Source organism: Rhizobium sp. R634, from assembly GCF_002211305.1.
Taxonomy (GTDB): Bacteria; Pseudomonadota; Alphaproteobacteria; order Rhizobiales; family Rhizobiaceae; genus Rhizobium.
Window position 1 is genome coordinate 74,391 of sequence record NZ_LOKW01000027.1, and the last position, 24,926, is coordinate 99,316.

The 24,926-nt window shown below is 61.2% G+C and carries 22 protein-coding genes; 6 read left to right on the forward strand and 16 right to left on the reverse strand.

Going from position 1 to position 24,926, the window contains the following annotated elements; all coding sequences use genetic code 11:
• Window positions 1-62 precede the first annotated feature (62 nt).
• The 6 genes from ATY77_RS27870 to ATY77_RS27895 all read right to left on the reverse strand — a co-directional run bounded on the left by ATY77_RS27870 (window position 63) and on the right by ATY77_RS27895 (window position 9,131).
• Window positions 63-1,433 (reverse strand): alpha-glucosidase/alpha-galactosidase, encoded by a 1,371-nt coding sequence (locus tag ATY77_RS27870; protein ID WP_088689738.1) that lies wholly within the window; start codon window positions 1,431-1,433, stop codon window positions 63-65.
• Between the two features lie 24 nt (window positions 1,434-1,457).
• Entirely contained in the window at window positions 1,458-3,125 is a 1,668-nt protein-coding gene (locus ATY77_RS27875; RefSeq protein ID WP_088689739.1) for an ABC transporter ATP-binding protein, read from the reverse strand.
• Window positions 3,126-3,135: 10 nt separating this feature from the next.
• Window positions 3,136-4,272 carry an ABC transporter permease gene (locus tag ATY77_RS27880; RefSeq protein ID WP_088689740.1) on the reverse strand — a complete coding sequence of 379 codons (1,137 nt, stop codon included), beginning with the start codon at window positions 4,270-4,272 and terminating at the stop codon, window positions 3,136-3,138.
• Between the two features lies 1 nt (window position 4,273).
• The gene (locus ATY77_RS27885) at window positions 4,274-5,281 is read right to left on the reverse strand and encodes an ABC transporter permease (RefSeq protein ID WP_088689741.1); all 1,008 of its coding nucleotides are present in this window, start codon (window positions 5,279-5,281) and stop codon (window positions 4,274-4,276) included.
• Window positions 5,282-5,454: 173 nt separating this feature from the next.
• On the reverse strand, window positions 5,455-7,542 hold the full coding sequence (locus ATY77_RS27890; protein ID WP_088689742.1) for an ABC transporter substrate-binding protein: 2,088 nt from the start codon (window positions 7,540-7,542) through the stop codon (window positions 5,455-5,457).
• A 122-nt stretch (window positions 7,543-7,664) separates the two neighbouring features.
• On the reverse strand, window positions 7,665-9,131 hold the full coding sequence (locus ATY77_RS27895; protein ID WP_088674709.1) for an alpha-glucosidase/alpha-galactosidase: 1,467 nt from the start codon (window positions 9,129-9,131) through the stop codon (window positions 7,665-7,667).
• Window positions 9,132-9,377: 246 nt separating this feature from the next.
• Here ATY77_RS27895 and ATY77_RS27900 point away from each other — a divergent pair, with 246 nt between their 5' ends.
• On the forward strand, window positions 9,378-10,220 hold the full coding sequence (locus tag ATY77_RS27900) for an AraC family transcriptional regulator (RefSeq protein WP_088689976.1): 843 nt from the start codon (window positions 9,378-9,380) through the stop codon (window positions 10,218-10,220).
• Here the strand turns inward: ATY77_RS27900 and ATY77_RS27905 are convergent, their stop codons facing one another.
• Window positions 10,221-11,282: a class I SAM-dependent methyltransferase gene (locus ATY77_RS27905; RefSeq protein WP_088689743.1), complete on the reverse strand. Its 1,062-nt coding sequence runs from the start codon at window positions 11,280-11,282 to the stop codon at window positions 10,221-10,223. It abuts the gene before it with no gap.
• 277 nt (window positions 11,283-11,559) lie between these two features.
• Between ATY77_RS27905 and ATY77_RS27910 the strand changes: the two genes are divergently transcribed.
• From ATY77_RS27910 to ATY77_RS27925, 4 genes are all read left to right on the forward strand, one after another.
• Entirely contained in the window at window positions 11,560-11,880 is a 321-nt protein-coding gene (locus ATY77_RS27910) for a helix-turn-helix transcriptional regulator (protein WP_088689977.1), read from the forward strand.
• Window positions 11,881-12,141 (forward strand): hypothetical protein, encoded by a 261-nt coding sequence (locus ATY77_RS27915; protein WP_088674711.1) that lies wholly within the window; start codon window positions 11,881-11,883, stop codon window positions 12,139-12,141.
• A gap of 11 nt (window positions 12,142-12,152) precedes the next feature.
• Window positions 12,153-12,392, forward strand: coding sequence for a hypothetical protein (locus tag ATY77_RS27920; protein ID WP_088674712.1), 240 nt, complete (start codon window positions 12,153-12,155; stop codon window positions 12,390-12,392).
• Between the two features lie 260 nt (window positions 12,393-12,652).
• Window positions 12,653-15,214 carry an FAD-dependent oxidoreductase gene (locus tag ATY77_RS27925; RefSeq protein ID WP_088689744.1) on the forward strand — a complete coding sequence of 854 codons (2,562 nt, stop codon included), beginning with the start codon at window positions 12,653-12,655 and terminating at the stop codon, window positions 15,212-15,214.
• A 40-nt stretch (window positions 15,215-15,254) separates the two neighbouring features.
• Here the strand turns inward: ATY77_RS27925 and ATY77_RS27930 are convergent, their stop codons facing one another.
• The 4 genes from ATY77_RS27930 to ATY77_RS27950 form a co-directional block, all read right to left on the reverse strand.
• A complete protein-coding gene (locus ATY77_RS27930) occupies window positions 15,255-15,866 on the reverse strand; it encodes a hypothetical protein (RefSeq protein WP_088689745.1) in 612 nt (203 codons plus the stop codon).
• A 696-nt stretch (window positions 15,867-16,562) separates the two neighbouring features.
• On the reverse strand, window positions 16,563-17,132 hold the full coding sequence (locus tag ATY77_RS27940; RefSeq protein WP_088689747.1) for a hypothetical protein: 570 nt from the start codon (window positions 17,130-17,132) through the stop codon (window positions 16,563-16,565).
• Between the two features lie 1,230 nt (window positions 17,133-18,362).
• Window positions 18,363-18,527, reverse strand: coding sequence for a hypothetical protein (locus ATY77_RS33005; RefSeq protein ID WP_190237706.1), 165 nt, complete (start codon window positions 18,525-18,527; stop codon window positions 18,363-18,365).
• A gap of 181 nt (window positions 18,528-18,708) precedes the next feature.
• Window positions 18,709-19,446: a phosphatase PAP2 family protein gene (locus ATY77_RS27950; RefSeq protein ID WP_088689749.1), complete on the reverse strand. Its 738-nt coding sequence runs from the start codon at window positions 19,444-19,446 to the stop codon at window positions 18,709-18,711.
• Window positions 19,447-19,635: 189 nt separating this feature from the next.
• On the opposite strand from ATY77_RS27950, the gene ATY77_RS27955 reads away from it, so the two are divergent.
• Window positions 19,636-20,181 carry a hypothetical protein gene (locus tag ATY77_RS27955; protein WP_088689750.1) on the forward strand — a complete coding sequence of 182 codons (546 nt, stop codon included), beginning with the start codon at window positions 19,636-19,638 and terminating at the stop codon, window positions 20,179-20,181.
• An 8-nt stretch (window positions 20,182-20,189) separates the two neighbouring features.
• Here the strand turns inward: ATY77_RS27955 and hutH are convergent, their stop codons facing one another.
• The 5 genes from hutH to ATY77_RS27980 form a co-directional block, all read right to left on the reverse strand.
• Window positions 20,190-21,680 carry a histidine ammonia-lyase gene (hutH, locus tag ATY77_RS27960; protein ID WP_088689751.1) on the reverse strand — a complete coding sequence of 497 codons (1,491 nt, stop codon included), beginning with the start codon at window positions 21,678-21,680 and terminating at the stop codon, window positions 20,190-20,192.
• A complete protein-coding gene (locus ATY77_RS27965) occupies window positions 21,677-22,453 on the reverse strand; it encodes an ATP-binding cassette domain-containing protein (protein WP_088689752.1) in 777 nt (258 codons plus the stop codon). Before ATY77_RS27965 ends, hutH begins: the two co-directional genes overlap by 4 nt.
• A 25-nt stretch (window positions 22,454-22,478) precedes the next feature.
• On the reverse strand, window positions 22,479-23,183 hold the full coding sequence (locus ATY77_RS27970; RefSeq protein WP_088689753.1) for an ABC transporter permease subunit: 705 nt from the start codon (window positions 23,181-23,183) through the stop codon (window positions 22,479-22,481).
• A gap of 10 nt (window positions 23,184-23,193) precedes the next feature.
• Window positions 23,194-23,919, reverse strand: coding sequence for an ABC transporter permease subunit (locus ATY77_RS27975; protein ID WP_088689754.1), 726 nt, complete (start codon window positions 23,917-23,919; stop codon window positions 23,194-23,196).
• 105 nt (window positions 23,920-24,024) lie between these two features.
• A complete protein-coding gene (locus ATY77_RS27980) occupies window positions 24,025-24,867 on the reverse strand; it encodes a transporter substrate-binding domain-containing protein (protein ID WP_088689755.1) in 843 nt (280 codons plus the stop codon).
• Between the last annotated feature and the right edge of the window lie 59 nt (window positions 24,868-24,926).

Here is a 24,926-nt window from a genome sequence, read left to right on the forward strand (position 1 = left end):
AAAAGCCCCGCGGTCGTTGCCACACCGCGGGGCTCCTTGATGCCTAACCCGGGAGAAAAAGGTCAGGCGGCCTGGACTTTCTTGGATGTGCGGGCCCATTCCGGCAGCCAGTCGCCGTGGGTGGCGAGCAGGTCGTCGACCAGCGACCAGATCTGGTCGAGATCGAGTTCGGCTGCCGTGTGCGGGTCCATCATCGCGGCGTGGTAGATGTGCTCGCGATTTTCCGTCATCAGCGCCTGCACCGTCAGCTCCTGCACGTTGATATTGGTGCGGATCAGCGCGGTCAGCTGCGGCGGCAGGTCGCCGATGAAGGTCGGCTGGATGCCTGAGGCGTCGACCAGGCAGGGCACTTCGGCGGCGCAATTTGATGGCAGCGAGGTGATGCAGCCATTGTTGCGGACATTGCCGTAAATGACGGAGGGTTCGCCGGTCCAGACCGAATTGATGATCGAGGAAGCATATTCCTTAGACGGCTGAACCTCGATCTTGTCGGCGCTGCGATACGCTTCCGCCTGGCCCTTCCAGCGCTCGATCTGCTCGATGCAGCGTTTCGGATATTCATCCAGCGGGATGCCGAATTTCTCGATCAGGTCCTCGCGGCCTTCCTTGATGAAGTAAGGCGTGTATTCGGCGAAATGCTCGGAGCTTTCGGTGACGAAATAGCCGAGCCGCGTCAGCATCTCGTAGCGCACCTTGTTCGGGCAGCGCGGGTTCCAGCCGGGCTTCGGCGCCCTGCCCTCGCGATAGGCGCGCAGCAGATCGGGATAGAGGTTGCGATAGGAGCCATCGGCCTGGCGATGCTCGAATTTGAGATAGAAGGCCATATGGTTGATGCCGGCGGCGCGATAACGGATTTCCTCGTAGGGAATGTCGAGATCGTGGGCCAGCTCCATCGCGGTGCCCTGCACCGAATGGCAGAGGCCGACCTGGCGGATGGTCGGATATTTCTCCGAGATCGCCCAGGTGTTGATCGCCATCGGGTTGACATATTGCAGCATGATCGCCTCGGGGCAGACGGCGAGCATGTCCTCGCAGACCTTCCAGAGATGCGGCACGGTGCGAAGCCCGCGCATGATGCCGCCGACGCCGAGCGTATCGGCGATCGTCTGGCGCAGCCCATATTTCTTCGGCACCTCGAAATCGGTGACGGTGCAGGGCTCATAGCCGCCGATCTGGAAGGCGACGACGACGAAATCGGCGCCGGCGAGCGCCTTGCGCTGGTCGGAATAGGTCTCGGCCTTGGCCTTGGCGCCGAGCGTCGAGATCAGCTTGTTGACGACGATGGCGCTTTCCTCAAGCCGCTGCGGGCTGAGATCCATCAGCGCAATCGTCGCGCCCGAAAGTGCCGGACGCTGCAGAACGTCGCCGATGATGTTCTTCATGAAGACGGTGGAGCCAGCTCCGATGAAAGTGATTTTGGGATTTGCTGCCATTATAACCTCCGGCATGCGGGTCAATCACGCTACCTCGAAAGCGGCCTTGACGAGCCGTTCGGTGTAAGCGGTCTTGGGATGGGTGAGAACTTCGTTGACGGGTCCTTCTTCGACGATCCTGCCATGCTGCATGACGATGACGCGATGGCAGAGCGCCCGGACGACCTTCAAATCGTGCGAAATGAAGAGGTAGCTGAGGCCCCGCTCGTCCTGCAGCTTGCGCAGGAGTTCGATGATCTGGGCCTGGACGGAAAGATCGAGCGCTGATGTCGGCTCGTCGAGCAGAATGAATTCCGGCTCCAGGGCGACGGCGCGGGCAATGGCGATGCGCTGGCGCTGGCCGCCGGAAAACTCATGCGGGAAACGCGACAGGATATTGCCCGGCATGCCAGCGGCAACAAGCGCCTCGCGCACCCGGTCCTGCCGCTCGCCCCTGGTGGCGCCCAGCCGGTTGACGACGAGCCCCTCCTCGATGATCTGGCCGATCGTCATGCGCGGGTTGAGCGATGAGAACGGATCCTGGAACACCACCTGCATGCGGGCGCGCAGCGGCCGCATCTCGGCGCGCGAGAGGCCATGGATCGGCTGCCGGTCGAAATGGATTTCGCCGGCCTGGGCATTGTTCAGCCGCAGGATCGCCTGGCCGAAGGTCGTCTTGCCGGAGCCGGATTCGCCGACGAGACCGAGCGTCTCGTGGCGGCGCAGCGTCAGGCCAAGACTGTCGACGGCGACGAGTTCGCGCATCTCGGGCTTGAGGAATGTGCCGTGGCGCATCATGAAGGCAACGCGCACGCCCTTGGCATCGAGGATGATATCCGATCCCTCCGGCAGCGGATTGGCCTCGCCGCGCGGTTCGGAGGCGAGCAGATGCCTGGTATAGGCGTGCTGCGGATTGGCGAACAGCGCTTCGGTCACGTTGTGCTCGCGCACCTCGCCATGCTGCATCACATAGACGTAATCAGAGAACTGCCGCACGACCGTGAGATCGTGGGTGATGAGGATGACGGCCATCCCCAGCTCTTTCTGCAGGTTGCGAATCAGGTTGAGGATCTGCGCCTGCACGGTGACATCCAGCGCCGTCGTCGGCTCGTCGGCAATCAGCACGTCGGGATCGTTGGCGAGCGCCATGGCGATCATCACGCGCTGGCGCTGGCCGCCGGAAAGCTGATGCGGATATTGCTTCAGCCGCGCGGCGGGATCGGGGATCTGCACATGTTCGAGCAGCTCCAGCGCCCGCTTTTCCGCTTGCCCGCGACTCATGCGCCGATGCACGCGGATCGCTTCGACGATCTGGCTGCCGATCGTATAGATCGGGTTCAGCGAGCTCATCGGCTCCTGGAAGATCATCGAGATGCGGTCGCCGCGCAGCTTGCGGCGCGCCCGCTCGGAGAATTTCAGGATATTGCTGCCGTCATAGGAGACTGTCGATTTCTCCGAGACGACGGCGCGCTTCGACAAGAGCCCCATCACTGTACGCGCCGTTACCGATTTGCCGGAGCCGGATTCGCCGACGATGGCGATGGTCTCGCCGCGATAGAGCTGGAAGGACACATCCTTGACGGCTTCGACCATGCCGTCCTCGACCTTGAAATTCACCGCCACATTGCGGGCGTCGATGATCGGCGTCTCCGCGCGGCCATCATGATCATGGCGGACGGGCGGGGCGAAGGAATTGACCAGTGCAAGAGCCATATCAATCACCTCAATAAGGATCGACCGCGTCGCGCAGTCCGTCGCCGAGCGCATTGAAGGCGAAGACGGTGACGAGCACGAAGCCGACAGGGGAGAGAATCCAGGGATAGGAGCCGATGACCGAATAGGTCGCCGTATCCTGCAGCATCAGCCCCCAGGAAATCAGCGGCGGCTTGACGGCAAAGCCGAGGAAGCCAAGGAAGGATTCGAGCAGCACGACGCTCGGAATGTGCAGCGTCACCGCGACGATGACGTGGCTCATCACGTTCGGCAGGATATGCTGGATGATGATGCGCCGGTCGGTGGCGCCGACCGCCATGGCCGCCCTGACATAATCGATACGCGCAAGCGCCAGTGTCTTGCCGCGCACCTCGCGCGACATCTGTGCCCAACCGAGCGCCGACATGACGAAGATGACGAAGGCAAGAAAGACGTTGGTCGGTGCCGTCACCGGAATGAGCGAGGTCAGCGCCAGATAGAGCGGCAATTGCGGGAAGGCGAGCACCAGCTCGACGAAGCGCTGCAGCCAGACGTCGAAGGTGCCGCCGAAATAACCCGACACCATGCCGACGGTCGTGCCGATCAGGGTGACGATGAAGACGACGGTGAGCGCGATCATCAGCGAGATGCGCGAGCCGATGATGGCGCGCGACAGCACGTCGCGGCCGAACTTGTCGGTGCCGAGGAAATGCACCGGCTGGCCATCGGTCGAGCCGAAGAAATGCCGGTTCGCGGGGATCAAGCCGAACAGCTTGTATTCGGCGCCCTTGACGAAGAAGCCGAGCAGGCGGGGATTGTCGTAGTCGATGCCGACGATCGGCTGGAAGGTAACCGGATCGAGTTCCTCGGAATCCGACAGCGCATAGACGCGCGGCTGGAAGACGAAGTTGCCGTCCTTGTCGTGGAAGCTCATCACCTGCGGCGGCGCGAAGCCGACATCGGTCGCCTTCGGGTCCATCGGCGCAAAGAAATCGGCAAAGACCGCCATGAGGAGCAGCAGCCCGACCAGCACGAGGCCCGCCATGCCGGTCCAGGACCGCCGCAGCCGGCGCCAGACGAGCGCGAGATAGCTCTCATTGCCGTGCGGCGGCTTCTTGATCGCGCGCTCGGCTGTCGGAGGCGTGTCGGAAGAGTCGAAAGCAAGCATCTCAGGCTCCTCCGAATTGACGGACGCGCGGATCGAGCAGGGCGAGCAGCATGTCGGCGATGATATTGCCGACGATCAGCGTCGCAGACAGCACCATCATGAAAGTGGCGGTAACATAGACGTCGCCGATCGCCATGGAGCCGACGATCGCCGGCCCGACGGTCGGCAGCGCGAAGATGATCGCGGTTTCGATCTCGCCGGTCAGCATGTAGGGCAGCACGACGCCCTGATACATGACCAGCGGATGCAGCGCATTCGGCACGGCGTGGCGCATAACGACAGCACCACCGGAAAGCCCCTTGGCCTTGGCCGTCTCGACATATTGCGCATTCAGCGTATCGAGCAGATTGCCGCGCATGACGCGCATGTTGTAGGCGAGCCCGCCGAAGGTGGCGATCGCCACAACAGGCCAGACATGGTGGATAAGATCGACGAATTTCGCCCAGGACCATGGCGCCCCGCCATATTGCGGCGAGAAGAAGCTGCCGATCTCGGTCACGTTGAACTGGAAGACCAGGAGATAGACGATGATCAGCGCCATCAGGAAGCGCGGCACCGTCATGCCGAGGAAGGAAATTCCCGAAAGCAGGCTGTCGATCCAGCTGTACTGGCGCGTCGCCGCCCAGATGCCGAAGCCGATGCCGAGCACCGAGGCGAAGATGTGGCAAACGAGCGCCAGGAGCAAGGTCCGCGGCAGCCGCTCTGCGACGACGTCGGCGACCGGCTTGTTGTAGAACATGCTGTATCCGAAGTCGCCGCGCGTCACGATCCCGCCGATCCAGTTGACGTATTGGACGACCAGCGGCTTATCGAGCCCGTGCTCGATCCTGTAGGCCTGCGCCTGGGCTTCGGCCTGGGCGTAAGATGCGCCGCCCTGGTTGATCAGCTGCGATCTAATATAATCGGCGTAGTCACCGGGCGGGGCCTGGATGATCGCGAAGGTCACCACGCTCAGGATGAAGAGAACGGGGATCGCGGAGGCTATGCGCACGAGCAGGAATCGTAACATCGAACGGTTCGCTTCTCCTTGCCGCCAGTCGCTCCTTGTCAGCGCGGCCGGCTCGTTGTTCTTGTCCGGCCGCGCGCCACGCGCGGCCGGAAGCTCACTTCAGCTGGGAGGGAGCTCTCCAGAGCGTCGCATAACATGCGACGCTTTTGCTCTTTATTTCCTGATGCGATGCATCAGTTTATCGGGCCTTTGTCGCCGGGTTTGCCGGGCAGCTGCTCGGGGAACAGCTCGTATTTGCCCTGCTTGTCGGCAGCCACCCACAGGCGTTCACGGATGACCGAGTCTTCAGCCCAGTTGAACATCATGATCGGCGTTCCCTGCGGCACATTCGAGAAGCGCTTGTTGATGATCAGCGCGCCCGGATATTCCGTCAGGCCGACGGTATTGACGTGTTCCGTCGAGATCTTCTGATACTGCTTCATCAGATTGACGCGCTCGTCATTGTCTTGGCTCGTCCTGAACTTGTTGACGACATCGACAAGTTCGTTCTCGAAGGGCATCAGATCGAGCTGATCATCCTTGCCGGCGCGATGCTGCCAGCTGGTGCGCGGGCCGACCGGGGCAAGCTGCTCGGTATTCTGCACCACCGACGACAGTTCCGTGGTGTTGCGCTGGATCAGCCAGTCGAAGCGGCCGGCATAATGCGCATCGTCACGCTTGGCGCCGTCGAGCGCATTGATGACGATCTTGAGGCCGAGCTTCTCCATCTGGGCGACGACACCTTCGGCAAGGCTCTTGTCGGTCGTGTACTGATTGTTGATCAGCATGACGATTTCGACATCCTTGCCGCCCGCCGTGCCGGCCGGGAAGTTCACGATGCCGTTGCCATCCGTATCCTTGAGACCGGCCTTGGCGAGCTCCGCCTTGGCGCCCTCGAGATCGAAGGGATAGTAGATGGTGGAGGTGCGGTCGTAGAAGCTGGTGCCGGAGGAAAGCCCGCCCGGATAGATCGCCGTGAACGGCCCCTTGACCAGCGAGTCGCCGATCGCCTTGCGGTCGAGCGCCATGGTCACGGCCTTGCGGAAGTCCTCGTTGCGGTTCAGCTCGCGGATCGCCTGGCCGCGCTCATCCGGGTTGCCCCAGCCATTGGCGGAGAAGTTCATGCGCAGGTTATAGCCGATCAGGCGCGGGCCGAAAGCCAGGCGGGCGGGCGCGGTCTTTTCGGCGGCGCGCTTCAGCGAGGCGACGAAGTTTTCCGGCTGCTCGAGGTTCGAGAAGTCGGCGGAGCCCGCCACCGCCTGCACGTCGCGGTCGGCCCAGGTCGAGAGCTTGTAGTGCAGCTCGTTGAGATAAGGCAGCTGGTTGCCCTTCTCGTCGACCTTCCAGTAATAGGGGTTGCGGCGGAGCACGATGATGTCGTCGGAGCGATATTCCACCGGCACCCAGGCGCCCATGACAGGCATGTTCATGTATTCCGGCGGGAAGGCGTTCTTGAACTGGTCGTAGGTGTTCTTCGAATATTTCGGATGCTGGGGTTTCAGGATATGCGACGGACCCGGGCAGAAGTTCGGGTAGGCCATCGTGTAGAGATATTGCTTCGGGAAGGCCTCCTTGAAGGTCCATTCGACGGTGTAGTCGTCGATCTTCTTCAGCGTCGTGCCGACACCGAAAGCTTCAGGCGAAGCGCCGCCGCCGAGCGGCGAGACGTTCGGATCGATGACTTCGTCGTCCCAGTAGAACATGATGTCGTCGGCGTTGAACGGCGCGCCGTCCGACCACTTGGCGCCCTCGATCAGATGCATGGTCAGCTTGTGGCCGTCCTCGGACCAATCCCAGCTCTTGGCAAGGTTCGGCAGCGGTTCGGTATCCTTGGCTTCGACCTGGAAGAGCGGCGCGGTGCGCGTCAGGCATTCGGAAAGCCCGATGTCGATGCCGCCCCAGCCCTGCGTCTGGCCGGCGCCATAGTTCCAGCCTTCCGGCCGACCGCCGATCACATGGCGCATCGTATCGCCGTAAACCCCGATGCCATCGGGCATATTGCCCGTCTTGAAGACAAGCGGCTCCTTCGGCAGCCGGTCTTTCACCGGCGGCAGCTTGCCGGTGGCGACGAAATTCTTGGTGACCCAATCGGGCTCGTGATATTCGGGCAGCGCCTTGAACTCCAGAATGGAGTCGCGCGCGACGTAATTGATCTTGCCTTCCGCCGGAAATTCCGGCGCCACCGGCGGATTGGTTGGTTCAGAGGCATAGGCGTTCAGCGCAGCGGCCGAGACGCTGAACGCCAGCCCGGCGAGAATGCCTGCTGTGCGGAAATTCATCATCGTTTCTCCCTCTTGTTCCGGAGCGCGGCTCACGCGGCTCCCTTCTCCTCGAACGACGTGAAAGCGGGCTTGCGCCATGGCCTTCCCTCCCGGAAAGCCATGGCGGCCCGTCCTCCACGAACTCAGACGGCCTGTTTCAGCGCCGCCTTTTCAGCGCGCAGCTCCTCGATGGAGCGGACATTGCGCCGCGCAGCCCCTGCCCAGTCGCGGGTCTGCACCTTCGATTTCGACAGCCGCTCCTTGGCGGCCGGCACGGCATCGGCATATTGCGGCAGCCACCGGGCCTGGGCGACGACCATCTCGTCCACCATCTGCCAGACCTCCTCCGGCGTGGCGACGGCGCCGACCAGCGGATCATGCAGCACGGCAAGCTTCAACAGGTCGATGTCGCCCGTTATGGCGGCATGCACCGACATGCGCTGGACGTTGATCGAGGCAATGCAAGTGGCCGCACAGGCTTCCGGCAGCGTGACGCCCGAAACCATGTTGATGCCGAAGCGGTCGACGAAGCCGGGCGATTCGATGATCGCATCGGACGGCAGGTTGGTGATGACGCCATTGTTCTTGACGTTGAAGTGGCCGCGATAGACCCGGTTGGTCTCCAGGGCCTCCAGAATGTGGCTCGCATGTTCGTTCGAGCGCTTGGCCGGATCGATCGGCTTCGAAGCGGATTCCAGGAACTGCGGGAATTCGGTCTCGAACCAGTTGCGCGTCTCGGTGGAATGGCGGAGATAGCCGCCGGTTTCGCCGTGGATCCAGTCCGACATATCGATCCAGCGGGTAATTTCCTCCGGCCGCTTGCGATACCAGGGCAGGTATTCCGAAAGGTGGCCGTTGCTCTCGGTCGAATAGACGCCGAAACGCTTCAGCACGTCGATGCGCAGCTTCTCCTGCTGCGAATAGACGGGGTGCGCCTCGAAGGCGGCGACCAGCTCGTCCTTGCCGATCTTGCGGCCGTTGAGGCGCAGGTCGATGAACCAGGTCTGGTGGTTGATGCCGGAGCAGACATAGTCGAGCTCCCGCACCGACTTGGCGCCGAGCACCTCGGCGATCTGTTCGGCCCCGTGCTGGACGCCGTGGCAGAGGCCGACCGTATCGACCTTGCCATATTCGATCGCGGCCCAGGTGTTCATCGCCATCGGGTTGGCATAGTTCAGGAATTTCGCACCCGGCTCGGCGACCTCTCTTATATCCTTGCAGAAATCGAGTATGACGGGGATGTTGCGCTGACCGTAAAGGATGCCGCCGGCGCAGATCGTATCGCCGACGCACTGGTCGATGCCGTATTTCAGCGGAATGCGGATGTCGTCGGCATAGGCCTCCAACCCGCCGACCCTGACACAGCTGATGACGTAACGCGCGCCTGCCAGCGCCTGGCGCCGATCGGTCGTCGCCGTCACCTTGGTCGGCAGCCCGTTCGCCTCGACGACGCGGTCGAGGATCGCTTTGATCATTTCGAGATTATGCTCGCTGAGATCGGTCAGCGCGAATTCAATGTCGCGGAACTCCGGAACGCACAATATGTCGGTGAACAGCTTCTTGGTGAAACCGACGCTGCCCGCACCGATGATAGCGATTTTGAAACTCATGATCTTCACCTCGACCCAATGGAATGCTAGAGAAAAGACGGGTTATGGAGGATCAGGCCGCATGCCGGCGCATGTGGTTGAAAAAGCCGAAAAACCTGCCTGTTTTCCTCCCGGCCGCTCATCCCGGCCGTCGTCCCTTCTTCTTGTCGACCGGGATTATGCCCGAATTCGGCAGGCCGACCAGAGAAGGATTATGCTTTCAGGGGTAATTTTGTGCTGCAGGATTTGATCGCCAACGGACAGTCGATGAGGACGGTTTCCCTGCCCCGCGGCCGCCAGCGTTTGCACGCCATGCCGACCAGCGCCGGCTATGAAGTGCGCGAGAACGAGCCCTATGACTGGGATGGCCGAAAGCGCGGCCAGACCCCTTTCACCGTGCTGCAGCACACGATCAGCGGCACCGGACGGCTGCGCTACCAGAACCGCAATTATCGCCTGCAGGGCGGCGACACGCTGCTGGTGCTCGTCCCGCACAATCATCGCTACTGGCTGGAGAAGGGCGAGCGCTGGGAATATTTCTGGATCTCGATGAATGGCGAGGAAACCCTGCGCATCCATCAGCTGGTGTTGTCGACAGCCGGTCCGGTCCTGAAGCTGCAGCCTTCGACCGTCGATCATCTCGCCGATTGCAGTCTGCGTCTCGTCAAAGGCGCGACCTCGCCGGGGGCTGCCTCGGCGATCGCCTATGAAGCGGCGATGGCGCTTTATGACGACGTCTTCGGCTCGCCGGCCTTTGCCGCCGAGCTCAGCCTCATGCAGCCGGTGATCGACCATATCAACGCCAATCTCGACAAACCGCTGCCGGTCGGCGAACTCGCCGCCATCGTCGGCCTCAGCCGCGCGCATTTCTCCCGCAGCTTCGCCGAAAGCGAAGGCGTGCCGCCGGCTGAATTCGTGCTGCAGCAGCGCCTGCAGCGCGCCGTCAAGCTTCTGACCAAGGCGGACTTCCTGCCGGTCAAGGAGGTCGCCATCATGTGCGGCTTCGAGGACGCCAATTATTTCTCGAAGGTCTTCCGCCGTGTCTATGGCACCAACCCGACGGAATTCCGCACGACCGGCATGTATGCCAGCATCGGCAAGCCGAGATAGTCACGCCCGCACCTCGAACACCATGTTGAACGGCGTCTCCGTCGCCCGGCGGAAATGCTTGAATCCGGCGTCGAGCGCGACCTTCCGCAGTTTCATTTCTCCCGCCTGGGCGCCGAGCCCCAGTCCCACCTCCTGGGAAAGCGAAGCCGGCGTGCAGATCATCGTCGAGGCGCCGTAATAGACGCGGCCCACCGGATTGAGATTGTCCTTGAGGTGGTCATGGGCGAAGGGCTCGACGATCAGCCACGTGCCGTTCGGCGCAAGCGTTTCCCTGACATGCCGGCCGGCGCCGACGGGATCGCCCATATCGTGGAGGCAATCGAACATGGCGACCATGTCATAGCCGCGCCCCGGAAATTCGGCAGCCTTGCCCTGCTCGAAAGTCACGCGGTCTCCAACGCCCGCTTCTTTTGCGGCTTCCCTGGCTTTTTCGATCGATGGCCCGTGATAATCGAAACCGGTAAAGCGGGAGGCGGGATAGGCCTGCGCCATCAGGATGGTCGATGCACCGTGACCGCAGCCGACATCGGCGACGCTGGCGCCGGCTTTCAGCTTTTCGTCCATGCCGGCAAGTGCCGGGATCCATTCGTTGACAAGATGGCTGTTGTAGCCCGGGCGGAAGAAGCGCTCGGTGCCGCGGAAGAGACAGGTGCTGTGCTCATGCCAGCCAAGACCCTGGCCGGTGCGGAAGGCTTCGGCCACTTTCGGCTCGTCCATCCACATGGATTGCACGACCTCGAAGGCGCCGACGAAGAAGGCCGGACTGTTTTCTTCGGCAAACACCATCGCCTGCTCCGCCGTCAGGCTGAAACGATCGGTCTTTGCATCGTAAGTGACATAATCGGCCGCCGCCTGGGCGCTCAGCCATTCCTTGAGGTAACGCTCCTTCACCCCGGTTTTGGCGGCAAGCTGCTCAATGCTCATCGGCTTTCCGTCAGCCATCGCCTTGTAGAGTCCGACCTTGTCGCCGAGCACGACCAAAGCGCCCGACATGGCGGCGCCGACGTCGCCGACAAGACGACCGACAAGCGCATCGAGTTTCTGCATATCCGGCTCACGCATCGTAGCCTCCCCTCGCGTGACAAAGAGACCTTAAATTAGGCCTTCATGATATTCAGTCAATCAACCCTGCCTATCGCCCAAAGAGGCTAGATACCAAGGCTGCGGGAATTTCGTGCCCGGTAAGCGCCCGGTTTCCACCCTGCGTGACGGGGTGAGAAACGGGCAAGCAAGCACGATTCCCGATCGCGAGGACAGTGTGCTTGTCTTCTTCACCTGCGGGCACATCTTGATAGTGCTGACCCAGCAAAGATCGAAATTTCAATGCCGGATGGTTATCTTGTCTCTACTTCCAGCTCAGTGCCGCGCCGCGCGTGCTCTCATCGGATGGTCTCTGGATGAGCTGTCTTCCGCCTCGAAAATCTCCACGGAGACGATTGCCGATTTCGAGGCCGGGATACTTTCCCCGCCCGAACGAATCCTGCAGGATATGAAGCGTAGCTTCGAAACGGCCGGCGTGCTTTTCATACTGGAGAATGGCGGCGGTGCCGGCGTTCGCCTGGCGAAACGCGCGAATGCCTCGATCGACACGAACGAAACCGAGACGGTTCAATACGAAGAACATCTCAAAAACGACGCCCCGCCCGGGGCTGGCGGATGAATGGCAAAGAAGCAGAAAATTGAGCACTCCGAACTGGCGGGCGAATTCACCGAGGACGGGGTTACGGTGCTCGTCGATATATTTCGAACCTCGGGCAGCAACGAGGACTGGACGATGGAAGTCGTCACCCAGGCGGAGGACCTGATCCGCTGGGACGAGCCCTTTGCGACCGATCGGGAGGCCTTCGACGAATTCCTGGCTGTGGTGGCGCGCGACGGCATCCGTTCCTTTCTCGAAGATGAAGAGCCTTCCGTGCATTGAGGGGCAGCCCCGTGAAAAGCATCAATGATCTCGTCGCCTCGGCGAAAACCGTCTGCGACCGATACCGGGCCGGGCGGATGGAGCGCGAAACCGTGCGCGAATGGGTTCTCGGACTGGGCGCCTATCCATCGCCGCATGGAGAGCGCGTGCGGGAGGCGATGGAATGGTTCCGCCTGCACAATCGCGAGCCGGTTTCGGAAGAGATCGTGCTGGTGGACATCGACCGGCTGAAGGCGATTTCTGCGCCGTGACGAAGAAACGCTTTGCTTCAGCGGCGATCCGGACTGGCGTAATTGCGCCGTTACTCGGCGGCGTAGGACCAATGACGATCATGAGCCTTAGGCATAATGCCCTCATCACAGCTTCCATGCGAAGAGGCCTTGGGGGGTTTGCAGCTTCGGTAAACGTGACACGGTTACGAGGCTGACATGGCTCCTGGATCTCATGCGTGAAGCGCAACCCAGCGCGGCTAGGTTATTTTAATTCGTGCCATAAGTAGAAGGAACAGCACGTGGCAGCATTTCCGGAAAAGGCAAAGGTCGTCATCATCGGGCTCGGCGGCATCGTCGGCGCCTCCATCGCTCACCATCTGGTCGAGCGTGGATGGGACGATATCGTCGGCATCGACAAGTCGGGCATACCGACCGATATCGGCTCGACAGCCCATGCCTCGGACTTCTGTTACACCACGAGCCACGACTATCTCTCGGTCTGGACCACGCAATATTCGATCGATTTCTACGAGAAGATGGGCCACTACGCCCGCATCGGCGGCCTCGAAGTGGCGCGCACCGGCGACCATGCCTGGATGGAGGAAATCAAGCGCAAGCTCTCCTCGGCCCGCGCTTTCGGCACGCGCGCCCATTATGTCAGCCCTTCCGAGATCAAGGAAAAGTTCCCGCTGATCGAGGAAGATCAGGTGATGGGCGGCCTTTTCGATCCGGATGCCGGCCTCGTCATTCCGCGCTCGCAGACCGTTGCCGGCAAGCTGGTCGATGCCGCCGAAAAGGCCGGCAAGCTCAAGGTCTTCGGCAATACGCCGGCGAAGTCGCTGGTCGTCGAAGGCGGCCGCATCAAGGGCGTCGTCACCCATCGCGGCACCATCATGGCCGACCACGTCATCGTCTGCGCCGGCCTCTGGGGCCGCCTGATCGCCGAGATGGTCGGCGAAGACCTGCCGGTCATGCCGGTCGATCACCCGCTCACCTTCTTCGGCCCCTATAACGAGTTCGAAGGCACCGGCAAGGAAATCGGCTTCCCGCTGCTGCGCGACCAGGGCAACTCCGCCTATATGCGCGATACCGGCGACCCGGCGACGACCGAGGGCGGCCAGATCGAGTGGGGCTATTACGAAGCCACCAATCCGCGCATGTGCCATCCACGCGAGCTTCTCGAAAAACACGAAGCGCGCCTTTCGCCCTCGCAGCGCGATCTCGAAATGGAACAGATCATCGAGCCGCTCGAGCGTGCCATGGAACTGACGCCGATCCTCGGCGAACTCGGCTATAACGAAGGCCACTCCTTCAACGGCCTGCTGCAGGTTTCCGCCGGCGGCGGCGCATCCTGCGGCGAAAGCCAGAAGGTGCGCGGTCTTTGGTATTGCGTTGCCATCTGGGTCAAGGACGGCCCGGGCTACGGCAAGCTGATCGCCGACTGGATGACCGACGGCCGCACCGAAATCGATCACAACAGCATCGATTACGCCCGCTTCTATCCGCATCAGTTGACGGAAGAATTCATCGAAGGCCGCTGCTACGAAGCTGCTCAGAAGATCTATTTCCCGGCCGTTCACACCCGCGAACCCTATCTATCCGGCCGCAACGCCAAGCGCTCCCCCTTCTACGAGCGCGAAAAGGAGCTGGGCGGCTATTTCATGGAACTGGGCGGCTGGGAGCGTGCGCATGGCTACGCCGCCAACGAGCACCTGCTGGAAAAATACGGCGACCGCGTTCCGGTTCGCGAGAACGAATGGGACAACCGCCATTTCTGGCGCGTCTCGAATGCCGAGCATCTGGCGATGAGCGAGGATTGCGGCATCGTCAATCTCAGCCACTTCCATATGGTCGATATCGAGGGGCCTGATCATGTCGAGCTGATGGAATGGCTGTGCGCCGCCAAGGTCGGGGGCGATGCCAACATCGACAAGGGCGTCTACACCCACTTCCTCGACGACGAAGGCATGGTCCGCGCCGACTTCACCGTCTTCCGCATGGCCGACCGCTGCCGTCTCGTCAACGGCGCCGATGCCGGCCCGCGCGACCTGCACTATATGAAGCGCGTCGCCCAGGACCGCGGCCTCGACGTCACCATCACCGACGTCTCGGAAAAATTCGTAACGGTCGGCATCTGGGGTCCGAACGCCCGCGACACGCTGAAGAAGGTCGTGGCCGATCCCGCCGGTCTCGATCAGGAAAACTTTGCCTTCGCAGCGATCAAGCCGATCGAAATCGCCGGTAAAACTGTCACCGCCTTCCGCATCTCCTATGTCGGCGAGCAGGGCTGGGAACTGCACATGAAGTACGAAGACGGCCTCGCCGTCTGGGATGCGCTGCGCTCGACCGGCGTGATGGCTTTCGGCGTTGAGACCTATGCAAACTCTCGGCGCATGGAAAAGAGCCTGCGCTTGCAGAATGCCGACTTGCTGACCCAGTACAACCTGATCGAAGCCGATCTCGCCCGTCCGAAGGTCAAGGAAGCCGATTTCCGGGGCAAGGCAAAACATCTCGAATACAAGGCGCGCGAACACCAGCCGGCCATGCTCTGCACGCTTGTGATGACGGAGAATACCGACAAAGCGGGCGTCAAGCGTTATCCGCTCGGCAACCTGCCGGTCGTCGATCCCGCCACCGGAGAGGTCCTGATCGACGAGCTCGGCCGCCGGTCTTACACGACCTCGATCGCCTACGGCCCGACGGTCGGCAAGAACATTGCTCTGGCCTACCTGCCCTGGTCGCATTGCCAGGTCGGACGCAAGCTGAATGTCGAGTATTTTGACGAGACCTATCCGGTGGAAGTCGTCGGCGTCGGCTACAAGCCGATCTACGACCCGGAAAATCTGAAGCCGCGCACCTGATACATCGGCGCGAGAATTGAAAGTTTTGCAGCACCGGCAGTTATAAGTCTGGTATCCACTCAGAAGGATTAATCGCCAGGTAGTTGACATTCAGGAGCATCGTCTGATCTTTGGCAAAGTGTCTCTTGTAGTCTTCCGGTTCTCCTGCTGGAAGCTCAAGAGCGAGCCGCCCTTTGATCATGTCTTTGTCGATAAGGGCCGGACAAAGCAGGTTGCCTTGCTGGCAGATCCAGGCCGATCGATAGACTGCAACCACCTTCTCGCGCGCTTCTTCCCACCAAGTATTTCCAGGTGCTCGATAGATCGATTGCGCATGAAGCAAGTCAGACAGCTTTTCTGCGCTTTTCCGGAAAGTTTCCGTGACGGGCACATGATATGCATCAAATGCCCAACCGTCCTCAAACTTAAAGGCGAGGTGTTGAATCTTGTCATCTTTGAAAATCTTCCGCAGCGACTTCCATTGTTTGGAGGTTTCCCATGCAGACGGAAACGATTTTGCATACGCACGTTGCGCGTCGAGATATTGATCCTGGCGGGACTCCAAATAGCTTCGCAATTCTAGTGCTGCGTAAAAAAGGCTTTCCTCGGTTTTCTCTTCCAGCCGGCGTTTCGCGCGCTCGAGGTAACTAGGTGGGCCAATTCCGTATGCCATTCGACTCCCCGGGGTGCATCGCAAATTGCCATTCCAGAGACCATAGCGGCGCAGGCGTGAAAGATGAATGGTGCGCCCTGCGCATCATTTCGCATGGCTTCCCCGCTGAGTTGACAGCATATTAGATCGGATCGTTCGTTCGCCTTGCGCTCCCGCCGGCCGATATGAGAAACTCATTGCGAATCGAGGGGTGGGCCAATGCCTTTCAAAGAAATGCGCGACGGGAAATACTTCTACAGCTGCGACAGCTGCACGAACGAATTTCAGTTCGGGCCTCATTTGTATCGGGGAAGCCCTGGGCCAAAAGGAACCATGCTTTGTAAGGCTTGCGCGCCAGCTCCATTCAGCGTTTCGTTGACCGCAAGAGAAGCAACAGAACGAAAGCCATCGTAATGGAGGGATTTAATGAGCACACACCCCGATAAAAGGTGGAGAACCTGGAGGCGATTGTTTTTGAGCTTCTGAGGGACAAGGTGCCTTACGATTTGATCGATGGCTACATGTCGACGATCGAGAGTCGCGGCACATTCACGCCATCATCGTCAGATTTGAAGGACAGGGGCAGTCAGCTGGCGACTTTATCTCGCAAAGGCTTTCCTCCAGAGAATTTGAATTGGCCGGACACGCCGATAAAGTGGCCACGCCAGAACAAATGATGAGCTTCGCAAAGGCGATGCTTACGACCGTCTGCCCCGATCATCCGCTCGAATTAAGGACCGATTTCTTCTTCTCACCAGACTCCGCGATCGTGTCGTAAGGGGCGCCGTCAAACGTGAATAGGCTGCCAAGAAGCCGGTGAGAGTAGGGAATGATGAGCCTGTTCGATCGATCATAATTCCCGAGAGAATCCAACGCGTCGTTGTAAGCCTTCGCATCAATCACACGATACGTCGGCGGCTCGTCGCTTAATATCCTTGTCATTCGGCCATTCCAGACCGCAACTTGCTCATCTGTGGGGCTGAGGCAAGCTTCGATATCCGCGAGAAGATGATAGTATTCCTTCTGCAGGGATTGATGGTCTCTCGCTCGGCCGCCGAAATCGAATACCAGTTGCGCTGCTCCGATAATTGCCACCGAAGCGCCAAACCATCCTTTTTGGATATCGAATCCGTATGGCTTGAACGCATCACCCATCGCCGCGGCTCCCAAGATGATCACTAGGAAGTTGCAGATCCGGTTCCGTCGCTCGAAGGTCATCCGGCGGGCGGTATGGTACAGGCCATTGCGAAGAGCGTCGAAGCGGAGATCCCTGACGGACCGTTTCATTGTAAATCCCACCTCGGTAGGGCGTCGCCGGGCTGCATTTCACACGTCGATCAGCATGTACCAGCGCGGGGGCGGTCTGACTCCTGGCGGCTGCCCAACTGGGGGAGTAGGGCGCGGCGAACTTGGGGTGGGTGAGCTTGGTCTTGGTCGTGACGCCACTTTAGCCTCCTTTTGCTTGCGGCACTTGTGGATCGAAATCTCCACTGCAGATTGTTTCTGCAGTTGGCCTGTGTCAAGCGGGGCTGTTCTCCTTCCACCTCCGATTTCACCGAGATGCTGAGAGCCTGCGCAAATCTGCGCATGGCATCGGGAAAGTAGCGGCCGCAGTTGGGGCACTGAAATTCGGCATAATCGCGAAGCGTAGACCGCGTCTTGTTGGATCTGGCGCCGCAAGCAAACAGTTGACCTTGGATGTTTTCATCCCAGCCTCCGAGAGCCAGCACTATCTAGACTGCCTACCGAACCAAAAGCCAAGCACCGTGGTCAACGCGGGCCCTAATGCCTTAAGAGCTTCAGCGTTCGGATCGGCGTCTGTAGTAATGGTCACCAGTATGATGTAAGAGATCACTAGGACGAAGGTGAGAGCAGCGGTAACCACATCAGGGGAGGCTAAAGTAGAAATTACCTCTCCCTGTCCTGACCCGGCTCTGAGCGCGTGTTGCCAATCGTTGAATACGATTGACCGCTCCTTCCGTACGAGGACCTGGTATTCGCTTGGTCCTACAAGATCGGTCTCGCCGTCGCGAGGTCTGTAGTAGACTTCGGTTAGAACCAAAGTTCCTCCTCCGTAACAAGGAATTTCGTCATAAGTGTCAACTGATATCACCTTAGGGTCGTAGCGCTTGACGGCAGATATTGCTTTTTCCTCTGCCGTTGACAGCGTTCGGACCGAGGAATCTTTTTTGGCGTCTTTTTGACCTTGTGCTTGTGTCTCTCGCGGAGGAGGGATTGGGCCGTCCTGTTCCGCGTCATTTTGTGCTGTGTCTGCCTGTGGCATTTGGTCCCCCTAAGTACAATCCCAACGGAAACAAGTATAAGCTAAAATAACCACCTAGACAACTTATGTTTGCATAGACACTCCTCATGTACTGAGTAGTTAATCTCTGGAAAGGTCGAAAAACGTCTTTCCGAAAGTCCGCTTGACTTCGGCGACGGGTAACTATCCGGATGCGAAAAAAGCGGCAAGTCAATCGTAACGATTCACGCAGATTGTTCGCACCGTGACTTCTATTAGCCCGGCACCAATAAAAGTTGGGTGCTGGTAATCTGCGGATAAGCAGCAATCCGCACGATGAAAGAAATGGCTTCTTCACGATCATCACGACGACTGTTGGCGGCATATTTGGCCGCAAAACCTCTAAATGAGAGACTAGCCGCCGCCATCTCCAGTTCCACCGCCGCCGTAGCCGCCCGGCTCGTTCTCGTCTCCGAGCTGAAGCGCGTTGAGCGGAACTATTCATTCACGTTTTCGGGTCCCTCCGGACGACGAAAAATTGCTGGGTTGATCCAACTCAAGGGCGTGCAGTTCATTTCTTAGAGCGCCGCGTGTCTGAAAGGATGCGCGGCGCTGTCAGTGTTACCTGTCGTCGCCGTTTTCGGTTTCGGCGGCATCGTCGGAGGAGCGGCTTGGAATGAACCGCTTCGAGATCAGCCAGCAGCCGAGCGCCCAGAGCGCGCCGGCGCACCATCCGGCGAAAACATCCGTCGGGTAGTGGACACCGAGATAGACGCGGCTGAGGCCGACGATGACGGCCAGGAAGACGCCGGCGCCCATGACGAAGATCCGCGTCGAGCGGTAACGCTGCGTGCGCGCCACCAGCGCCCCCAGCGTCAGATAGGTCACCGCCGAGACCATGGCATGTCCTGAGGGAAAGCTCAGATCGCTCACCTCGACGAGATGCGGCACGACATCCGGGCGCGGCCGCGCCACCAGGATCTTCAGAAGCGTGCTCGCCAGCCAGCCTGTCAGCACCGAGGAAAAGACGAAGAGGGCGATCTGCCAGCGCCGGTCGAGCAGAAGATAGACGGTTATGAGGCCGGTCAGCAGCGTCAGCACGGTGACCCCGCCGAGGCTGGTGATATCGTCAACCGCATGCGTCAGCCAGGCGGGGCCGATGGGCACGGCAAGATCTCCCTGCTGGCGCAGCGCCAGCAGGATCGCCTCATCGAAACGAAAGGTCTCGCCTTCGAGAACCTCGCTCGTCAGCCGCTGCAGCACGAACAGCCCGCCTGCGACCGATGCCATGGTAATCAGCGTCAACGGCTCATAGGCCGTGAGTCGCGCCAAAAATCCGCGTCGTTGGATCTCGCTCATGCCGCCGTCGAACTCCCTTCACATCATGCCGATCCTCGCCAAATCGGCAAGGTGGGCCGCAAATTCAAGACCTTGCGTCGGTCAAGGAAACTTGCGGCCATCGACGGCCGGTCTCGGAGCCGCCCGGTAGCAAAGGCTAAACCTTCTTTTGCTATGGCTTGAGCCGATTGTCCTGGAGATGGTTCAGCGATGAAAATTCTGACCGCGATGCTTCTGATGGCGGCTGCCCTGCAGCCGGCCTCGGCTTTGGGCGAGACCGAATGGATGGGCGGCGCGAGACAATGGTCGGTCGGCTTTGAGAACCACGGCCCGCAATCCTATTGCCGCCTGCGCTGGGACAGCGAGATCGGCAAGACCATGGAGTTCCGCCAGAGCGCCAGCGAGACCTTCTGGCTGGTCGCCAAGAACACTTGGGACATTCCGGCCGGCACCAAGACCGAGGTGACGCTGACCGATCGCGACGTGACGAAAGTGGTCGCCGCCGAATTCTTCGACAAGACCACGCTTCGCCTCTGGCCCCTGGGCAGCAAGGGAAGCGCCGGCCTGAAAAAGATCATCAAGAATTCCTTTGCCGGAACGCCCGACGTGCAACTGACCTTTGCCGGCGACGAAGGCGACTGGACGCTGCCGCTCTCCAGAGTGGACCAGCTCTACCCGACCTTCTCCCAATGCCTCAAGCGACTGGAAGCCGGCGAAACGGCCAAGCAGGATTCAGCGACCAGCAAACCGTTCTGACGTTCGGCTCAGCCGGTCGGCGGCGCTGTGTCGCGGATCATATTGCGCACAACCTCGATATCGCCATTGAGCGGCCGCTCGTCGCCATAGTGAGGAACAAGGTCCCGCACGACCCTGTAAATGACGTCGGTGCCTGCCGCCCGCGGCGCCGTCGCCGCCAGGAAATCATGGGCCTGGGCGGCGGCCATCAGTTCGATCGCCAGGATATATTCGGCATTGTCGATGACGGCGAGCAGCTTGCCGGCGGCGGCTGTGGGATGCGCGAGGAAATCCTCCTGCAGGCCGGAGGTCAGGCCGCCATCCATGGCCGCGGGCGCAGCAAGCCGGCGGTTCTCGTTGCTGAGCGAGGCTGCGGTATATTGGGCGATCATGAAACCGGAATGGCTGCCGGCATCGCTCGCCAGGAACGGCGGCAAGCCGCTTATCAAGGGATTGACCAGCCTGTCCGTGCGCCGTTCGCTGATCGCGCCGATCTGCGCCAGAGCAATCGCGAGGCTGTCGGCCGCCTGCCCGAGCGCCGGCGCCACGGCATGGGCCTCGGAGGAAACGATCGGTTGCTCCGGCGTGCCTGACACAGCCGGATTATCCGTCACCGAGGCAAGTTCCTGATCGGCGATGCGGGCGGAGTTGTCGAAAACGTCGCGGGCGGCGCCATGCGCATGCGGCACCGAGCGGAGGCTGAGGGCATCCTGGGTGCGCCGGCCGAAGGCGGCGGCGACCAAGCCGCTGCCGTGCAGCCGGGCGCGCAGTGAGGCTCCGACCGTCTCGATTCCGGCAGACGGGCGCAGTGCGAGCACCGCCTCGTCGAAGGCGGCGATCTGGCAGCCAGCCGCTTCCAGCGTCAGCGCCGCAGTGGCATCGGCCCAATCAAGCAGCCGTTCGGCGCGAGAGAGCGCCATGGCGATGAGGCCGGTAGCGCAGGCCGTGCCATTGACGAGGCTCAGGCCTTCCTTGGCGCCGAGCACCAGCGGCTCGAGGCCGATCGCCGCCAGCGCCTCGCGGCCGCTCATGCGCCGGCCGCCGAACGTCGCGCTGCCTTCGCCGATCAGAACGAGCGCCGTATGGGCATTGTGGGTGAGATAACCGGCCGAGCCTTTCGACGGCACGTCGGGAATGCAGTCATGCTCCAGCAAGGCCGCGAGATGCTGGACGATCTCGCGGCGCACGCCGGAATGGCCGTGGGCGAAATTGGCGATCTGAGCGGCGATGATGGCGCGGACTTCGCGAGCGGCGAGCAGCGGTCCCACACCGCAGGCATGGCTGAGCACGATATTGCGTGACAGCCGGCTCTGCGAGGGACGGTCGACCACCGTATCGGCCAGCGCCCCGACGCCGGTATTGACGCCATAGGCGCGCACGCCCGTCTCGACGATGCTGGCGACGATGCGGCTTGCCTGCTCGATCCGCGCCCAGGCGGCCGGCGACAGCGCAAGCGGCTCCCCTGCCCCGACGCGCGCGACATCGCGCCAGGTCAGCACTCTATCGATGGTGATCGTCATTGCCCTGTTCCGAAATGGCCGATGAACTGGCGGAAGGCCGGCGACGCGCCGCCGCCGAACATATCGTCCGGCTTGCCGCTGCTTTCGACCAGCCCCTCGCGCATGAAGACGACGCGGTTCGAGACGTTGCGGGCAAAGCTCATCTCATGAGTGACGACGAGCATCGTCATGCCTTCCTCGGCAAGCGCGCGCATGACGCGCAGCACCTCGCCGACCAGTTCCGGATCGAGCGCCGAGGTCGGCTCGTCGAAGAGCATGACCTTCGGTTTCATCGCCAGCGCCCGGGCGATCGCCGCGCGCTGCTGCTGGCCGCCGGAAAGGTGGGCGGGATAGGCATGGCGTTTATCCGCGATGCCGACCTTTTCGAGCAGCGCTTCGGCCTCTGCGACGCATTCGGCGCGCGGCCGCTTCAGCACATGGATCGGCCCTTCGATGACATTCTGCAGGATCGTCATGTGGGACCAGAGATTGAAGGACTGGAACACCATGCCGAGTTCGGATCTTATATGGTCGACCTGCTTCTGGCTCGCCGGCCTTGTCTTGCCGTTCTTATGAACCATTTCGATGTGCTCGCCATCGACCCAGATTTCGCCGTCGCTGGCGGTTTCGAGCATGTTGATGCAGCGCAAAAAGGTGGATTTGCCGGAGCCGGAAGCGCCGAGCAGCGAAATCACATCGCCGTCCTCGGCATCGAGGGAAATGCCGCGCAGCACCTCGTGCGTGCCGAAGCTCTTGCGGATATTGCGGACCGAAAGTCGGGTTACGCCTGGCATGGTAGCTCCAATCAGGTCAAATCGCTTATGCCCTCAGCGCCTGCGGAATCGCACGGCGGTGCCGGGACAGCGAATATTCGAGCAGGGCCATGCCCTGCAGGATGATGAAGTTCAAAACGAGATAGATGATCGCCGCGCAGAGGAAGACTTCCATCGTGCGGTAGGTCTGCGAGATCAGCCGCTGGGCGACACCGGTGACTTCCCAGACCGTGACGAGGCTGGCGAGCGCCGTCGACTTCATCATCAGCACGATCTCGGTGGAATAGGCCGGCAGCGCGTGGCGGAAGGCGATCGGCGCCAGGATGCGGCGCACCAGCAGGAAGCCGGACATGCCGATCGAGCGGGCCGCCTCGATCTCCTTCGGGGACACGGCGCGGATGCCGCCGCGGAAGATTTCCGCCGTGTAGCCGGCGGTGCAGAGCGCCAGCGACAGCACGGCGCAGACCATCGGCTCGCGCAGGAAAGGCCAGAGGAAGGAATAGCGGATGACGCCGAACTGGCCGAGGCCGTAGAACACCAGGAACATCTGGATCAGCAGCGGCGAACCGCGGAAGACAAAGATATAGCCCTTGGCGAAGCCCGACAGATAGCGGTTGCCGCTGACCCGCATCGTGACGATGACCAGCGCCAGCAGGCCGCCGAAGAAGATCGACAGCGAAAACAGGATCAGCGTCGTCGGCACCGCCTTGAGCAGCGTCACCATGGTCGAGGCGAGAAAGGTGAAATCCATCGTCGCCTCCTTACGCCTGGCCCATGGCGGAAGCCGGCATGCTGCGATTGGCGCGGCGTTCCGCGCCGTTGAAGATACGGTCGGAGAGACTGGTCAGGATCAGGTAGAGGCAGCCGCCGGCGATGAAGAACAGGAAATATTGCCGGGTGGAACCCGCCGCGACCTGGCTGGTGCGCATCAGTTCGGCAAGGCCGGTGACCGAGATCAGCGCCGAGTCCTTGAGGCTGAGCTGCCAGACATTGCCGAGGCCGGGAATGGCCAGCCGCAGCACCTGCGGCATGATGATGCGGCGAAAGCGCATGGCGCGATGCATGCCGATCGCCGAAGCCGCTTCGAGTTCGCCCTTGGAAATGGCCAGGAAGGCGCCGCGGAACACTTCGGCCTGATAGGCGCCGGAGATGATGCCGACGGCAAGCGCGCCGGCGGCGAAGGACGGCAGGCCGAGGAACCCTTCGTAACCCATCGCCTTGCCGATCGAGGTCACGGCCGAGGAGCCGCCGAAATAGATGAGATAGATGATCAGCAGTTCCGGTACACCGCGGAACACTGTCGTATAGACATTGCCGAGCGCCACGAAGAAGGGATTACCGGAGAGTTTCGCACCCGCCACGATCGCGCCCAGCACCGCGCCGATCGCAAGCGCCGTCGCGGTGACGGCCAGCGTCATCAAGGCGGCGAAAATGAGCAGCGCGCCCCACCCCGTCGAGCCGAAGCCAAGCAGTTCCAAACTTGCCATATCGTCCGTTCCCCGTCCGCGGCAGTGTTTTGTGGATTGACAATAACACGCAGTCCCCGGCGATAAAGCCGGAGACCCGTGTCTGCGGCCGAAAGGCCGAAACGCTTATTGCTGCGGGCTGACGTCCATCTTGAACCACTTCATCGAGAGGTCCTTGACCGTGCCGTCGGCAAGCGCCGACTTGATCGCCACGTTGAACTTGTCGCGCAGGTCCGTATCGGCCTTGCGCAGTCCGAGGCCTTCGCCCTCGCCCCAGATCGGGCCGACGATCTCCGGACCGGTGAAGGCAAGCGCGCCGTTGGCGGTCTGGAAGGCATTGGCGAAATAGACGGCGTCGTCAAAGCCGAGGTCGATGCGGCCGTTCTGCAGGTCGAGGTCGCGGTCGGCGCCGGTCTTGTATTCGCGGATCTCGGCGATGTCGCCGAAATTGTCATAGACGAACTTGGCGTAGACGGTGGCCGCCTGGATGCCGATCGTCTTGCCCTTGAAGAGTTCCTTGAGCGCATCGATCTCCTTCACGCCGGTCTGGCCGGTCGTCATCTTGATCGTGGCGCCGGTGCCGGCGGCGTTGGCCAGCGGGCTGTCCTTGGCCGTGGCGAAGGCAGCGGGCGTGGCGGCATAGGGAATGGTGAAGTCGATGATCTGCTTGCGCTCTTCGGTAATCGACAGCGCATCCATGATGACGTCGAACTTGCCGGCGTTGAGCGCCGGGATCATACCGTCCCAGTCGGAAGCGACGAGCGTGCATTCGATCTTGGCGCGCTCGCAGAGCACCTTGGCAAGCTCGGGCTCGAAGCCGCCGAGCGTGCCGTCGGCGTTGGTGAGGTTCCACGGCGCATACGCGCCTTCGAGCGTGATGGTCGCCTTCGTCCAGTCCTTGGCGAAGGCAGGCGCTGCAAAGGTAGAAAGGGCGGCGACGCCGCAAAACAGAATGGCGCTGAATTTCATCGATGAATTCTCCTCTGATGTTGAAACTGACCGTGCGGCACCATCGCCGATCTTCGCCG

Excerpts from the sequence above, each read along its gene's own strand:
- ATY77_RS27895 (WP_088674709.1), bottom strand. The coding sequence starts at position 9,131 with ATGAGTTTCAAAATCGCTATCATCGGTGCGGGCAGCGTCGGTTTCACC.
- ATY77_RS27875 (WP_088689739.1), bottom strand. The coding sequence starts at position 3,125 with ATGGCTCTTGCACTGGTCAATTCCTTCGCCCCGCCCGTCCGCCATGAT.
- ATY77_RS27880 (WP_088689740.1), bottom strand. The coding sequence starts at position 4,272 with ATGCTTGCTTTCGACTCTTCCGACACGCCTCCGACAGCCGAGCGCGCG.
- ATY77_RS27950 (WP_088689749.1), bottom strand. The coding sequence starts at position 19,446 with ATGAGCGAGATCCAACGACGCGGATTTTTGGCGCGACTCACGGCCTAT.
- ATY77_RS27930 (WP_088689745.1), bottom strand. The coding sequence starts at position 15,866 with ATGGCATACGGAATTGGCCCACCTAGTTACCTCGAGCGCGCGAAACGC.
- ATY77_RS27890 (WP_088689742.1), bottom strand. The coding sequence starts at position 7,542 with ATGATGAATTTCCGCACAGCAGGCATTCTCGCCGGGCTGGCGTTCAGC.
- ATY77_RS27965 (WP_088689752.1), bottom strand. The coding sequence starts at position 22,453 with ATGCCAGGCGTAACCCGACTTTCGGTCCGCAATATCCGCAAGAGCTTC.
- ATY77_RS27915 (WP_088674711.1), top strand. The coding sequence starts at position 11,881 with ATGGCAAAGAAGCAGAAAATTGAGCACTCCGAACTGGCGGGCGAATTC.
- ATY77_RS27900 (WP_088689976.1), top strand. The coding sequence starts at position 9,378 with ATGAGGACGGTTTCCCTGCCCCGCGGCCGCCAGCGTTTGCACGCCATG.
- ATY77_RS27975 (WP_088689754.1), bottom strand. The coding sequence starts at position 23,919 with ATGGCAAGTTTGGAACTGCTTGGCTTCGGCTCGACGGGGTGGGGCGCG.
- ATY77_RS27940 (WP_088689747.1), bottom strand. The coding sequence starts at position 17,132 with ATGAAACGGTCCGTCAGGGATCTCCGCTTCGACGCTCTTCGCAATGGC.
- ATY77_RS27905 (WP_088689743.1), bottom strand. The coding sequence starts at position 11,282 with ATGCGTGAGCCGGATATGCAGAAACTCGATGCGCTTGTCGGTCGTCTT.
- ATY77_RS27885 (WP_088689741.1), bottom strand. The coding sequence starts at position 5,281 with ATGTTACGATTCCTGCTCGTGCGCATAGCCTCCGCGATCCCCGTTCTC.
- ATY77_RS27970 (WP_088689753.1), bottom strand. The coding sequence starts at position 23,183 with ATGGATTTCACCTTTCTCGCCTCGACCATGGTGACGCTGCTCAAGGCG.
- ATY77_RS27955 (WP_088689750.1), top strand. The coding sequence starts at position 19,636 with ATGAAAATTCTGACCGCGATGCTTCTGATGGCGGCTGCCCTGCAGCCG.
- ATY77_RS27870 (WP_088689738.1), bottom strand. The coding sequence starts at position 1,433 with ATGGCAGCAAATCCCAAAATCACTTTCATCGGAGCTGGCTCCACCGTC.
- hutH (WP_088689751.1), bottom strand. The coding sequence starts at position 21,680 with ATGACGATCACCATCGATAGAGTGCTGACCTGGCGCGATGTCGCGCGC.
- ATY77_RS27980 (WP_088689755.1), bottom strand. The coding sequence starts at position 24,867 with ATGAAATTCAGCGCCATTCTGTTTTGCGGCGTCGCCGCCCTTTCTACC.